Here is a 12,096-nt window from a genome sequence, read left to right on the forward strand (position 1 = left end):
CACTGGGCTAAGTAGCTAGGGCAATCAGGACATTCCGGCGAGACCACGTACTAATGCGGTAGCACCACCGGCTGAAGCCAGCAGCAACGAGAGCTTCCTGGCTTTTTCTCGCGGAACCTTCTTGCTCAGTTTCACTCCCAGCCACAGACCAACGGCCATGCCCAGCATGCCCACCGGCCAAATCAGCCAGTTGGTTCCGGAAAGATCTCCGGCACCAGAGAGAATCTTGGTCAAAAAGGAGATGGCTCCGGCCACCATAAAGATGGGCTGAAGGGTGGCAGCAAAAGTTTGCTGTGGCCAGCGAGAGGCCTGCGCGTAGACGGTAATGGCAGGACCTGCGATGCCAGCAAGGGTGTTCATGAAACCACCGGCGATACCAGCAGCGACGGCAGGGGTGGTCCCGGAGACGGTCGGGATGTATTTCTTGCCGAAGGTAGTCACTGCCAGTGCCAGCAGCAATAGGCCACCGACTAGGGCTTGCAGGAGTGCCCCGGATACTTCCCGGACCAAAAGTGCGGCGGGGATAGCTCCGAGGATGAGGACGGAGGAAATAATGGAGAATTTCCGCCAATCGACATACTCCCGAACCGTCATGGTCGTCGCAGCGGCGTTAATGAACGCCAAGACATTGACCACCAGGATTCCCTCGACTGGTCCCATGATGACCACGAGGACGGGGCCGGCGACAAGACCGAGCCCCATGCCGGAGATCCGCTGCATGCAGGAGCCGATAAGGACCACTATGAAAATAAGAGTTAGATCGAGAATCACTCGATCAGACTACTCCTCAAGCTCACGGTATTTCGCCTGAACGGCCTCAACCACCACATCTGGGAGCATTCCACGGACATCGCCACCGTATTTGGCGACTTCTTTGGACAAAGAAGATGAAATATAGCCGTATTTGTTGTCGGTGAGCAGGAACAAGGTGTCAATGCCAGAAAGACGTCGGTTCATCTGCGCCATCGGCAGCTCATACTCATAATCCAACGCAGTGCGCAGACCTTTGACGAGTGCGTTGACGTTATTGGCGTTGGTGTAGTCGACCAGTAGACCACCCCACCAATCAACCGTGATGCTGGGGACATCCGCGGTAGCTTTCCGAATGAGCTCCATGCGCTCTTCAATCGTAAACAGCCCGGAGTGCTTGTTCGGGTTTCCGGTGACCAAAACAATGACTTCATCGAAGTGGTCAGCAGCGCGACGAAAGATATCCAGGTGGCCCATAGTTACCGGGTCGAAGGATCCGGGGCAGACGGCTTTCACTCAGATCTCCTCTCGTTGGTGGTAGACGGCCATGTCCATTCGGGCAATGCCGTAGGTACGTTTTTTGAGCTTCTGGGTCGTGGGGACAAAGCCCTCTGGCCAGTCGGTCTCCGGCGAATCTACCTGACGCTCTACGACCACTGCAGCCTGATCAACCAACGCAGGCTCTAAAGCCTCAAGCATCTCGCGGACCGATTCATCCGCCAACTCATAAGGCGGATCAGCAAGCACCATATCGAAATAGCCGCGTGGGGCACGTGCCAAGTACTCCGATACTTTTGCTTGTTCAACCTGGATTGCAGGGTGCCCGACGACCTCGGCATTGCGTCGAATGATCTCGGTAGCAGCCGAGTTGTCTTCTACCAAGACCACCTCAGCGGCTCCTCTGGAGGCGGCTTCTAGGCCGAGAGCGCCGGAACCGGCGAAGAGATCAAGCACGCGGGCATCATGAAAACCGAACCGCACCTGGAGCGAGGAAAATAGACCTTCTCGTGCTCGATCGGAGGTGGGCCGAGTGCCAGTTGGCGGCACGGTGATCTTCCGGCCACGGGCTTGTCCAGCAATGATTCGGGTCATGGGTTTACCTCCAGCAATAGATCTCCACCGAGGACATCGGAGAAGTCCTCTTGAGCCAGGCTAGCTACGGTGCCCGGCCCCGGTGCTGGGACTGGGCCTTCTAGTTTGACTGCCTCGACGGTAGCCAAGACATCGCCGGTGGCCACGGTCTGTCCGGGATGGACATGAAAGCGCACGATGCCCGCGAAGGGGGCGCAGATATTCATGGCTAACACCCTAACTCTTGTCGAGGAACTCGCGATCGCCACGGTCGATTTCCAAGACTAGACGTTGTGCCAGCAGCGGGTGCCGGTCAACGAAGCCCTCAGCATCAACCGAGGCTCGTTCGATAATCGCACGGTCCTGAGCAAGATTGAGCAGCCGCAGGGTTCGAAGACTGCCAGATTGCCTGGTCCCCAGCACATCGCCTTCTTGACGATGAATCAGATCCAGCTCGGCAAGCTCAAACCCATCTGACGTCGCGGCCACCTCCCCGATGCGTTGATAGGCGGGGCTGCCGGGCTCAGCGAGGGTATGAAATAGGCATAAGGACTCGTGGCCGCCTCGGCCGATCCTGCCCCGCAACTGATGGAGCTGGGAGACGCCGAAATTCTCCGCCTCCCGGATGAGCATGACGGTGGCATTAGGAATGTCCACACCGACTTCAATGACGGTAGTGGCCACCAAGACATCGATCTCTCCGGCGGCGAATGCGCGCATCACCGCATCCTTTTCTTCACCGCTGAGGCGACCGTGAATCACCTCGACTAGGAGATCTTGAAATGGACCTTGAGAGAGTTTCTCTGCCAATTCGATGACTCCACCAGCGCCTTCAATGCGTGGGCAGACGATATAGGCTTGCCGCCCAGCGGCTACCTCTTCGGTGATTCTGGCTATCGCCCGGGTGATCCAGGCAGGTCGACTCTCTGGAAGCAGCGTCGATTGAATCGGACGTCTACCGCCAGGCAATTCCCGCAGAGTTGAGACTGCTAAATCACCGAATACGGTCATGGCGATAGTGCGCGGAATGGGGGTGGCAGTCATGACCAACAGGTGAGGAGTCTGGCCCTCGCGTCCCTTGGCCCGCAAGCGGTCGCGTTGTTCAACGCCGAACCGGTGCTGCTCATCGACCACCACTAGGCCAAGGTCGAAAAACTCCACCGAATCTTGGATGAGCGCATGGGTGCCGACGACGATATCGGCTTGGCCGGAGATGATATCCAACAAGGCTTGGCGGCGCACAGCGGTCGGCATCGACCCAGTCAGTGGGATGACCGTAGCGGCCACGCCAGTCTGTGCCAGAAGCTTGGTCAGCGTCCTAGCGTGCTGGATGGCGAGGACCTCAGTGGGTGCGAGCAGCGCACATTGGCAGTCGGAGTCAACGGCTTGGAGCATCGCCAACAAAGAGACCACTGTCTTGCCCGAGCCGACTTCGCCTTGGAGCAGCCGACTCATCGGTTCATCGGCCTCAAGGTCTTCGGAGATTTCATCCAGGACCTGCTGCTGACCATCAGTGAGCTGATAGGGCAATTGTGCCAATAACCCGGCGCGATAGCCGTCTTTGTGGACAGGCAGCGCAGGTGCGCTGCGTTTGAGGGTATCTAGGCGTCGCAGCGCCATGACCAGGCCGAGAGTGAGCGCTTCGTTGTATTTGAGTCTTTCTAGGTGTGGCTCGGGGCCTTCGGGTCCGGGTAGGTGGGCGCCGCGGATCGAGGCGTCGAAACTCGGCATGCCAGCAGGTACCTCTCCGAGTGGCTCGGTAATAGGTGGCAGGGTGCTCAAGATGTATTGGATCGCGCTCATGATTCGCCAGGAGGCAAGTTTGGCGGTCGCTGGGTAGATGGGGACATAGTCGAGGTTGCGGAGGAGCTCGTCTGGGTCGCCATAGGCGCTGAGGCTGTTGAGTGATCCGGTGCCAGCGGCTTTTTGGCCGGGTGCTGGCAGGAGGAGGAAGTCTGGGTGCTGCAGCTGGGGTTGCCCTCGGTAGAAATTGAGCTTGCCGGCGAACATCGCTCGAGATCCTTGGTGGAGGACTCGGGTGAGGTACTTGGCGTTGAAAAAGGAGGCAGCGAAGGTGGTTTGGCCATCTGAGATGGTCAACCTGGTGATTGCTTTGCCAGCGCCGGAGTGGAATTGGCGGATGTCGGTGACCTCGCCTAGGAAGGTGACCATATCGCCTTCTTCGGCTTCTTCGGCGAGTACTCCTGATCCGTGTCGGGAGTAGGCCCGGGGGAAGTACTCAAGCAGTAATTGTCCGCAGGTGTGGACACCGAGCGCCTTCGTGATTGCTTTAGCTTCCTTCGCCGGTAGGACCGCGCTCAGGGGGCGTTCGTCCTTCCACCCGAGCATTGCTACTCGACCCCGATCTCGACTAAGTGCCCTAACCCGTCTGCTGGAAAGACCAAAACTTCGACGTCGAGTTGTTGATCGAGCTTATCGACGTCGAGTTCAGTGCCGCTCAAGAGGATGACCTGCTCGGTGGCATCCCCGACCAATCCTGCACAGATCTTTTCGGTCGCTGCTTGAACGGTGGTCTTAACATCATCTTTGGTGACAATCGCAGTGTGCATCGCAGCTGCGGCTTCAGCCATGGTGTAGGCGGCTACTCCCAGCGGAGCATTCGGATCATGGACGGTCAATGCTGCCAATCCCGAAACTAGGCGTCTGGTGGGCACGATGGTGATGGCTTGTTCAAAGGCGTGGGTGGCTCGTTCCACTGCGACCAGTTGGCGACGATCAAGGAGTCCATTGGGCAGCATGATCAATTCTTGGGCGCTGATGTGGCGGACGAGGCCGAGGATGTCGGAGACGACATCCGGGCCGGGGTTGACTACCATCGCTCCGGCCTGTTGATAGAGGTTAGCCACAGATCCTTCTGGAGTGACTGCAACGACTACCCGGCGCGGGGCGTCTACTTGGGGGGCACTCGGCAGCACTTCAAGGTGAAGGCCACTGACTTGGCCGGTAGCGAAAGCAGTCTCGATGACCTTGCCTGCCAGGGTGGTATGGATATGGACGCTGCCGCTGTTTTCATCGTTGCGCGCGATGATCAGGCTGCCTCCCAGCAGCTCGATTCGCTCTTGGAGGGTGATGAGGTCTCCGATGAAAAAGAACACTACTTCCAATTCCACCGCGTGTCCGTGGTGCTCGGAGGTGACTGGAGATGGGACATCATCGCCTTCGATCTCAGCGAGCAAGGCCTCTAGTAGGACGACGAAACCTGCGCCACCGGCGTCAACGACCCCTGCTTCGCGGAGAATATCGAGCTGGGATGGAGTTTTTGCTAGTGCGGTTCGGGAGGCAATCACTGCTTCGGTGACTACTTCGTGGAGCTGGCCGTTAGTGGCCTGGGTTGCTTGGGCAGCCACTGCTGCAGCGCGCAGCACCGTGATGATGGTGCCTTCCACTGGTGCGGAGATGGCTCGATCAACCAGTTGCACGGCCGTCGATAATGCTTGGGCAATGTCTTTGGGCCCAATAACCTCACTATCGGTGGCATCAGCTACTCCACGCAGCACCTGGCTTAACACTAAGCCCGAGTTTCCCCGGGCTCCCCGAACACTGCCTGCCGATAGGGCTCGAGCAACCTTTCCTACTTCATTGAAGTCGTCGAGCTTTTCAACCTCTGCTAGCGCGGCTTCCATGGTGTGAGCCATGTTGGACCCAGTATCGGAATCGGGCACGGGGAAGACGTTGAGTTCGTTGATTTCCGCACGACGAGCCGATAGCTCGGCCACGGCACGGGTTGCCCAGTCATGCAATCGGGCGCCATCGAGCTCTCGTGGGAAAGACATAGCCCAAGAGTCTACAGTCGCCAGTCCACAGTGTCGGCCCCGGCGCGGGCCAGTAGCTCATTGGCTCGGGAGAATGGTCTAGACCCGAAGAATCCCCGGGAGGCAGATAGGGGTGAGGGATGCGCAGACTCGATACAGGGAGTCTGGCCCAAGAACTTCCTAGCAGTCTGGGCGTCTCGACCCCAGAGGATCGCCACCAGCGGTTTATCTCGGTCTACCAATGCTCGGATGGCGGCTTCGGTGACTTCTTCCCAGCCTTGACGACGATGGGATCCAGATTCGCCAGGGCGAACAGTCAGTACTCGGTTGAGCAACAGAACTCCCTGACCTGACCAGGCGCTGAGATCTCCATCTGCGGGAAGATCAATTCCTAGGTCGTCATGGAGTTCACGGTAGATATTGCGCAGACTCCGGGGCAAGGGGCGGACCCCCGGCTTGGTAGAAAAAGCAAGGCCCATCGAATGGCCGGGAGTGGGATAGGGGTCTTGGCCCACAATAAGAACCTTGACTTGGTCAAAGGGATCAGCGAAGGCTCTGAGAACCTCATCGCCGGGTGGCAGGTAGGCAGGTTCAGTGCTGAGGAAACGGCCGAGTTCGTGGATACGCTCCTCGACCGGGGCTAGTGCGGGTAGCCAAGATGAGTGGACCGGCAGCATGTTTTAAAAGCTCACCCACCCATGGCCATAGCGAGGGGCTTGGCCGTCAATGGTGACGCTCTGCCCGCGAATTACCTGCCCGATTGCTCGGAAACCCGAGGGCGGATCACCAAAAGTGGTGGCCAACAACGTGTGGTCCTCTCCACCTGCCAGGATCCATTCCCAGGGGTCTGCGCCGAGAAGTTCTGCGGCTCCACACAACAATGGATCTGGGGCAATCGCCGCCGCAAAGAGATCAATGCCTACTGCGGAGCGACGCGCGATCGTCGATAAGTCGACGACGAGACCATCGGAGTTATCGGTCATACAGGTGGCACCGGTGGCTCGTGCCACGACTCCACGGCCGGGGTTGAGATAAGGCGCGCAATGAGCGTCCACCAGTGGAGCGAACTGGCGAGGAACTTCCTGCCTGCCATATCGCTTAAGCAGTGCTAGTCCGGCAGCCGACCAACCGAGCCGACCATGTGCGACAACGTGCTGGTTAAATCTCGCTCGATCCAAGCTCAATGCGGGATGTGATCCGCCGAGCGAGCCAATGGCTGTCACTGATAGCACTAGCTCATCGCCGGAGGTTAGGTCCCCGCCCACCAGCTCTGCGGAATAGTCCCTCACCCGCGAGGCGATTCCGGAAGCGATATCGCGAATAATGACCAACGGGGTATCTGCCGGGGCAGAAACTGCCAGCAATGCGGCGATGGGACGAGCACCCATGGCCTCGATATCGGCAAAGTTCTGCACGATGGCCTTCATCCCGATTTCCTCGGGCCGAGACCAATCCAGGCTAAAGTGACGACCTTGGATAAGCATGTCGGTGGTGGCCACCCCCCGCGAGTTAGGGGAAGCGTGGGATAAAACAGCCGCATCATCGCCGTTTCTGGATGAGGGTGCGGCAGCAATGATCTCTTCGATGGCTCGGTGCTCCCCGACCTCCCCCAGAGTGGGGCCGGAGTAGTGGACGGGAAAGGAGGTCACACAAGACCTTTCTAATAGACTGTCACTCTATGAGCGCCGCTGATTCCAACCAACTTAGCCGTTATCCTAAAACCGCTGCCTATCTGTTCCTAGTTCTGGCAGTAGCGCTGGTGGTGGGAGTGCTGATTGGCGCCAAAGTGGTCTATGACCGAGTCTCTACCCAACCTGTGGCTATGACGACGCTTCCTGCTCCCCTGGCGGACTCAGCCGAATGCACGGAGTTCATCGCAGGCCTGCCCGATGAGCTGATCGGGCACGATCGAGCCGAGATCGCAGAACCGGTTCCCGATGGTGTCGCCGCGTGGTCTTCTAGTTCTCTCGAGCGAGTGACTTTGCGCTGTGGGGTGGACCTACCAACGCAATATGACGACTACGCCCAGCCAGTAGAAATCGAGGGCGTGGAATGGCTCTTGGTCAGTGACGTCACCCCGGGGTCAACGCTGGCTAGCTGGTACTCAGTGGGACGTTCTCCGATTGTGGCAGTAACTGCCGATGAGCTGGCCCTTGATGGTGAAGATAATCCAGTGGCTGAACTCAGTGAGGCTATGATGAGCTTGGCTGAAACCGAGCAGACTCCTAACCCGGCACCGTTGTCTCAGCTAGCTGCCGGTGATAGCTCCGTGTGTGGCGATCTCATGGACAATCTTCCCGATGCCTTGGCCGATGACTACCAACGCATCGAGGTCACAGAATCTGACACTGCCGCGTGGACCTCACAGGGCAAGGAACCGATTGTGTTGCGCTGTGGTGTGGCTGCGCCGGTCAACTACCAACCAGGTATCCAGCTCAACCAGGTCGATGACATCACCTGGTTCGAAGACACCACCTTGGCTAATGGCACCACGGCCTCGACCTGGTTTGCACTCGGCCGAGCTACTGATATCGCGGTGAGCTTGCCCCAAGACACCGGCAATACCGCCATCGTGGAGCTGGGCAGCCTGATCGCCGAGTACACCCCGGAGCAATAGCTGACCCGGCGCGCCGGGTCTCACCACCTCTCCAGGGCTGGCAAAGCGCGCTCAGGGCTGGGCTCAGTGAGCCAGTGCCTGCTCGATCAAGATATCCAGCAACTCGGGGTAGCTAACCCCAGTGGCGGCGAATACTTGCGGGTACATCGAGATCGGAGTGAACCCGGGCATGGTGTTGATCTCGTTGAGCACCGGTCCAGATTCGGTGGCAAAAAAGTCGACTCTAGCCAGACCATCACAATCAAGAGCGTGGAACGCCTCGATAGCTAAGGTTTGTAGCTGTGTGGTCATCTCATCTGAGACTGGAGCCGGAATGGTGGCAGTAACAACGTCATCGAGATATTTGGTCTCAAAACCGTAGAAGCCCTCATCGGAATCCTCCGTGCCATTGAGCTGAGCTGGGTAGGAAGCAATGACTCGGCCGTCTGGATATTGCAGGACACCGACCTCTATTTCGGCGCCAATGATCTCGGCCTCGACGATGACCTTCGGATCAGATTCGCGTGCCAGCGCTACTGCCGCCGGCAACTGGGACCACTCGCTAACCCGTGAGACGCCGATGGAGGATCCACCCCGAGCAGGTTTGACGAATACCGGCAGGCCGAGCGTCTGTTTTTCCTGCTCACTTAACTCATCGCGCCCAACTAGAACAGCCTCTGCGGTAATCGGCAGGCCTTCGGCCGCAGCGAGCTTTTTGGTGAACTCTTTGTCCATCCCGCAGGCCGAGGACAATACGCCAGTGCCCACATAGGCCACCCCGGATAGTTCCAGCAGGCCTTGAATGGTGCCATCCTCGCCGAACTGTCCGTGCAGCACGGGGAAGACCACATCAACCACGGCGTGTTCCTTGCCGGTGCTCAGGTTTCGGATATGTCCACGAGTAGCGGGGTTAAGCGAGAGCGCTAATTCTTCTCCAGCTGGGACAGTAGGCATCTTTCCGTCGCGCAGCTGCAGTTGAGTGGGATCTGCGGCCCCCAGGGTCCACATGCCCTCCGAAGTGATCCCGATTGGAATGACCTCGTATTTTTCTGGGTCAAGATGAGAGATCACCGCACCCGCTGACACGCAGGAGACGGAGTGTTCGGTGCTGCGGCCGCCATAGACGACGCCGACCCTGATGCGCTGTGGCTTTTCCATAGCAGGCAAGCCTACCGGCAATTACTCCGCTTTTTTTGATCGCCCCATCAAGGCGGTGACCATATCGGAGACATTCATGCCTTTATGGCAGACCGCGAAGACCGCCTGTGTGATGGGCATCTCTACCTGATGAGCTTCAGCTAGTTGGAATACCGAGTTGGAAGAGATCACTCCCTCAGCAACTTGACCGTGGGTGGCTTTTTTAGCCTCTGTAAGAGTTCCCCCCTCACCCAGGCGCACGCCAAAGGAACGGTTACGTGAGAGCGGAGAAGTACACGTTGCTACCAGGTCGCCGAGTCCAGCCAACCCTGCGGAGGTCCGCGGATCAGCCCCCAGTGCCACACCTAATCGCGTGATTTCGGCTAGGCCTCGAGTAATCAGAGTGGCCAAGGTATTTTCCCCCAGCCCTCGTCCGGCAGCAATGCCACAGGCTAGCGCGATGACATTTTTACACGCACCTCCAAGCTCAACACCGATGACATCGGTGTTGGTATATGGACGCAAGTAGCTAGTAGCCACGGCGGCTTGCACGAGCTTGGCTCGGTTTTCATCGGGGCAGGCAATGACGGTGGCTGCGGGTTGTTCCTGGGCGATCTCTAATGCCAGGTTGGGGCCGGAGAGCACGGCTATGCGGTCTGGACTAGCACCTGTGGTCTCGGCGATGACCTGACTCATTCGCAGGTAGGTTCCGGTTTCGATGCCCTTGGAGATGCTCACTAAGGTTGCATCGGTAGGTAGCAGAGGTGCCCACGCGTGGAGATTGTCGCGCATAGTCTGGCTGGGAACCGCGAAGACGACGATGACAGCATTTTTTAGTGCCTCCGACGCATCCGAGGTGGCGGTCACTGCCGAGGGCAATGAAATACCTGGAAGATAGTCCTGGTTGGTACCAGTAAGCTGGATGGACTCCGCAAGCTCAGGGCGTCTGGCCCATAACTGCACGGTATTGCCTGCGTCGGCGAAGACCTTCGCCAGGGTGCTGCCCCAAGAACCTGCCCCCATGATCGCGACATTAACCACTAGTCTGCCCCTTTCATTGGACGTCTCTCATAGCTTAAAGGATGGGCCGGTGCTGCGAATCTGACTACGGTGGGTAAAGATGGTGGAATAAGGTATTTGTCCGACGTCCAAGGAGAGTTATGGCTAAGCAGTCGAAGCCACACGAGATCGACAAGGACCAAGAATCCGCACTGCTGGTTAACGGCCGTCACCAGATTGTCCCCGCTGATCCAGCCAAGGAGTACAAGCGAGCAATATTGGCTGCCGGCGCGGTGCTCTGGCGTGGTGATATCAACAACCTCGATTCCCTCGAGATCGCGGTCATCCACCGCCCGCATTATGACGATTGGTCGCTGGCTAAGGGAAAGATCGATTCCGGCGAGTCTCTACCGACTACCGCTGCACGCGAGATCTTCGAAGAAACTGGCTACCAGGTTCGCTTGGGAAAGCTACTGGGCAAGGTGACTTATCCGATATTGGATCGCACCAAGGTCGTCTATTACTGGACTGGAGAAGTCCAAGAAGGTGAGTTCGCCACTAACTCAGAGGTTGATGAGATCCGGTGGCTGCCGATTGCGCAGGCCCGCGAGCTGTTGAGCTATGAGGTAGACCGGCATGTGCTCGACAAGGCCGAAAAGCGCTTTCGCTGCCCGGCTACCACCCGGATTCTCTATATCCGGCATGGTCGCGCTTATCAGCGCCGCAATTGGAGTGGCGACGATAACCTGCGTCCGCTGGATAAAAAGGGACGTCGACAAGCAGAGATGCTCGTGCCGATGCTGCTGCCTTATCAGCCGACGGCGATCTATTCGGCCGAGCCGGATCGTTGCCAGGCCACAGCTGCTCCTCTAGCCGATGAACTCAATCTTGAGGTCACGGTAGATCCGGCTTTCGGTGACAATGTTATGCGCGAGGATATGGTCGCAGCCAAAGCCAGATTCATGGAGATCGTTAATGCTGGCGGGGTTTCCGCGGTGGTCTCCCAGGGCACGGCTATCCCGGACATGATTGCCTGGCTCAGCGCCAACGGCACCCTCCCGCTTGATGAAATCGAAGCGAAGAAGGCGTCCGTATGGGTGCTGTCGTTTAATGACGGACAGCTGACCGGGGCGGACTATCTAGTTAGTCCGCTACCTGCGAAGTAATCCTCGGCTTGAAGGCCGGTCGCTGCTGCTCGTAGGCAGTGATCTCGGCTTCCTTGCGCAGGGTCAGGCCCACATCATCGAGGCCTTCCATCAGGCGCCAGCGGGTGTAATCATCCACGGAGAAGCGGTAGAGGTTCTCTCCGGCGCTGACCGTCCGTGATTCTAGGTCCACGGTGACTTTCAGACCTGGCTCGGCTTCGATCTGCTTCCACAGCAGCTCGATGTCGGATTCTTCCAGCTGTGCGGCCAGCAATCCGGATTTTCCGGAGTTGCCGCGGAAGATATCGGCAAAGCGAGAAGAAAGCACGACTCTAAAGCCGTAGTTCATCAATGCCCAGACGGCATGCTCACGCGAGGAACCGGTACCGAAGTCTGGGCCAGCGACCAGCACGGAGCCATTCTGATAGGTCTCTTGGTTGAGAATAAAGTTCGGGTCTTTGCGCCAGCTGGCGAATAGCCCATCCTCGAAACCAGTGCGGGTCACTCGCTTGAGATAAACGGCAGGGATGATCTGGTCGGTATCAACATTCGACCGGGTCAGCGGGACGGCAACGCCGGTGTGGGTGGTGAATTTATCCACGGTGTCTGTTCAGCTCCTTGTAGC

General features: G+C 58.2%; 13 protein-coding genes. 2 read left to right on the forward strand and 11 right to left on the reverse strand.

Features of this window, described 5'->3' with window-relative positions:
• Positions 1-24 precede the first annotated feature (24 nt).
• Genes C5L39_RS07305 through C5L39_RS07340 form a run of 8 tightly spaced genes read right to left on the reverse strand, consistent with a single transcriptional unit; the run spans position 25 to position 7,243 of the window.
• A complete protein-coding gene (locus C5L39_RS07305) occupies positions 25-768 on the reverse strand; it encodes a sulfite exporter TauE/SafE family protein (RefSeq protein WP_123048590.1) in 744 nt (247 codons plus the stop codon).
• 12 nt (positions 769-780) lie between these two features.
• Complete coding sequence (gene coaD / locus C5L39_RS07310) at positions 781-1,266, reverse strand: pantetheine-phosphate adenylyltransferase (protein WP_123048251.1); 486 nt, start codon at positions 1,264-1,266, stop codon at positions 781-783.
• Positions 1,267-1,842 (reverse strand): 16S rRNA (guanine(966)-N(2))-methyltransferase RsmD, encoded by a 576-nt coding sequence (rsmD, locus tag C5L39_RS07315; protein ID WP_123048252.1) that lies wholly within the window; start codon positions 1,840-1,842, stop codon positions 1,267-1,269. It lies immediately after the preceding gene.
• On the reverse strand, positions 1,839-2,048 hold the full coding sequence (locus C5L39_RS07320) for a biotin/lipoyl-containing protein (protein ID WP_123048253.1): 210 nt from the start codon (positions 2,046-2,048) through the stop codon (positions 1,839-1,841). Before C5L39_RS07320 ends, rsmD begins: the two co-directional genes overlap by 4 nt.
• A gap of 10 nt (positions 2,049-2,058) precedes the next feature.
• On the reverse strand, positions 2,059-4,170 hold the full coding sequence (locus C5L39_RS07325) for an ATP-dependent DNA helicase RecG (protein WP_123048254.1): 2,112 nt from the start codon (positions 4,168-4,170) through the stop codon (positions 2,059-2,061).
• A 2-nt stretch (positions 4,171-4,172) separates the two neighbouring features.
• On the reverse strand, positions 4,173-5,615 hold the full coding sequence (locus C5L39_RS07330) for a DAK2 domain-containing protein (protein ID WP_123048255.1): 1,443 nt from the start codon (positions 5,613-5,615) through the stop codon (positions 4,173-4,175).
• A gap of 11 nt (positions 5,616-5,626) precedes the next feature.
• Positions 5,627-6,271: a uracil-DNA glycosylase gene (locus tag C5L39_RS07335; protein ID WP_123048256.1), complete on the reverse strand. Its 645-nt coding sequence runs from the start codon at positions 6,269-6,271 to the stop codon at positions 5,627-5,629.
• Positions 6,272-6,274: 3 nt separating this feature from the next.
• On the reverse strand, positions 6,275-7,243 hold the full coding sequence (locus C5L39_RS07340; protein ID WP_123048257.1) for a thiamine-phosphate kinase: 969 nt from the start codon (positions 7,241-7,243) through the stop codon (positions 6,275-6,277).
• Between the two features lie 29 nt (positions 7,244-7,272).
• On the opposite strand from C5L39_RS07340, the gene C5L39_RS07345 reads away from it, so the two are divergent.
• Positions 7,273-8,211: a DUF3515 domain-containing protein gene (locus C5L39_RS07345; RefSeq protein WP_123048258.1), complete on the forward strand. Its 939-nt coding sequence runs from the start codon at positions 7,273-7,275 to the stop codon at positions 8,209-8,211.
• A gap of 63 nt (positions 8,212-8,274) precedes the next feature.
• Here C5L39_RS07345 and C5L39_RS07350 read toward each other — a convergent pair whose 3' ends face one another.
• Positions 8,275-9,348, reverse strand: coding sequence for a D-alanine--D-alanine ligase family protein (locus C5L39_RS07350; RefSeq protein WP_123048259.1), 1,074 nt, complete (start codon positions 9,346-9,348; stop codon positions 8,275-8,277).
• 21 nt (positions 9,349-9,369) lie between these two features.
• The gene (locus C5L39_RS07355; RefSeq protein ID WP_123048591.1) at positions 9,370-10,350 is read right to left on the reverse strand and encodes an NAD(P)H-dependent glycerol-3-phosphate dehydrogenase; all 981 of its coding nucleotides are present in this window, start codon (positions 10,348-10,350) and stop codon (positions 9,370-9,372) included.
• Positions 10,351-10,487: 137 nt separating this feature from the next.
• Here C5L39_RS07355 and C5L39_RS07360 point away from each other — a divergent pair, with 137 nt between their 5' ends.
• Positions 10,488-11,492, forward strand: a complete 1,005-nt coding sequence (locus C5L39_RS07360) for a bifunctional NUDIX hydrolase/histidine phosphatase family protein (RefSeq protein WP_123048260.1) — start codon at positions 10,488-10,490, stop codon at positions 11,490-11,492.
• On the opposite strand, the gene leuD is transcribed toward C5L39_RS07360, so the two are convergent.
• Complete coding sequence (gene leuD / locus C5L39_RS07365) at positions 11,470-12,072, reverse strand: 3-isopropylmalate dehydratase small subunit (protein ID WP_123048261.1); 603 nt, start codon at positions 12,070-12,072, stop codon at positions 11,470-11,472. The two genes, C5L39_RS07360 and leuD, sit on opposite strands and share 23 nt — an antisense overlap.
• Positions 12,073-12,096 lie beyond the last annotated feature (24 nt).

The organism is Corynebacterium alimapuense, from assembly GCF_003716585.1.
Lineage (GTDB): Bacteria > Actinomycetota > Actinomycetes > Mycobacteriales > Mycobacteriaceae > Corynebacterium > Corynebacterium alimapuense.

Coding starts and splice junctions, on each gene's coding strand:
- C5L39_RS07355 (WP_123048591.1), bottom strand. CDS start 10,350: ATGGGGGCAGGTTCTTGGGGCAGCACCCTGGCGAAGGTCTTCGCCGAC.
- C5L39_RS07330 (WP_123048255.1), bottom strand. CDS start 5,615: ATGTCTTTCCCACGAGAGCTCGATGGCGCCCGATTGCATGACTGGGCA.
- C5L39_RS07335 (WP_123048256.1), bottom strand. CDS start 6,271: ATGCTGCCGGTCCACTCATCTTGGCTACCCGCACTAGCCCCGGTCGAG.
- C5L39_RS07360 (WP_123048260.1), top strand. CDS start 10,488: ATGGCTAAGCAGTCGAAGCCACACGAGATCGACAAGGACCAAGAATCC.
- C5L39_RS07325 (WP_123048254.1), bottom strand. CDS start 4,170: ATGCTCGGGTGGAAGGACGAACGCCCCCTGAGCGCGGTCCTACCGGCG.
- C5L39_RS07345 (WP_123048258.1), top strand. CDS start 7,273: ATGAGCGCCGCTGATTCCAACCAACTTAGCCGTTATCCTAAAACCGCT.
- C5L39_RS07320 (WP_123048253.1), bottom strand. CDS start 2,048: ATGAATATCTGCGCCCCCTTCGCGGGCATCGTGCGCTTTCATGTCCAT.
- rsmD (WP_123048252.1), bottom strand. CDS start 1,842: ATGACCCGAATCATTGCTGGACAAGCCCGTGGCCGGAAGATCACCGTG.
- C5L39_RS07350 (WP_123048259.1), bottom strand. CDS start 9,348: ATGGAAAAGCCACAGCGCATCAGGGTCGGCGTCGTCTATGGCGGCCGC.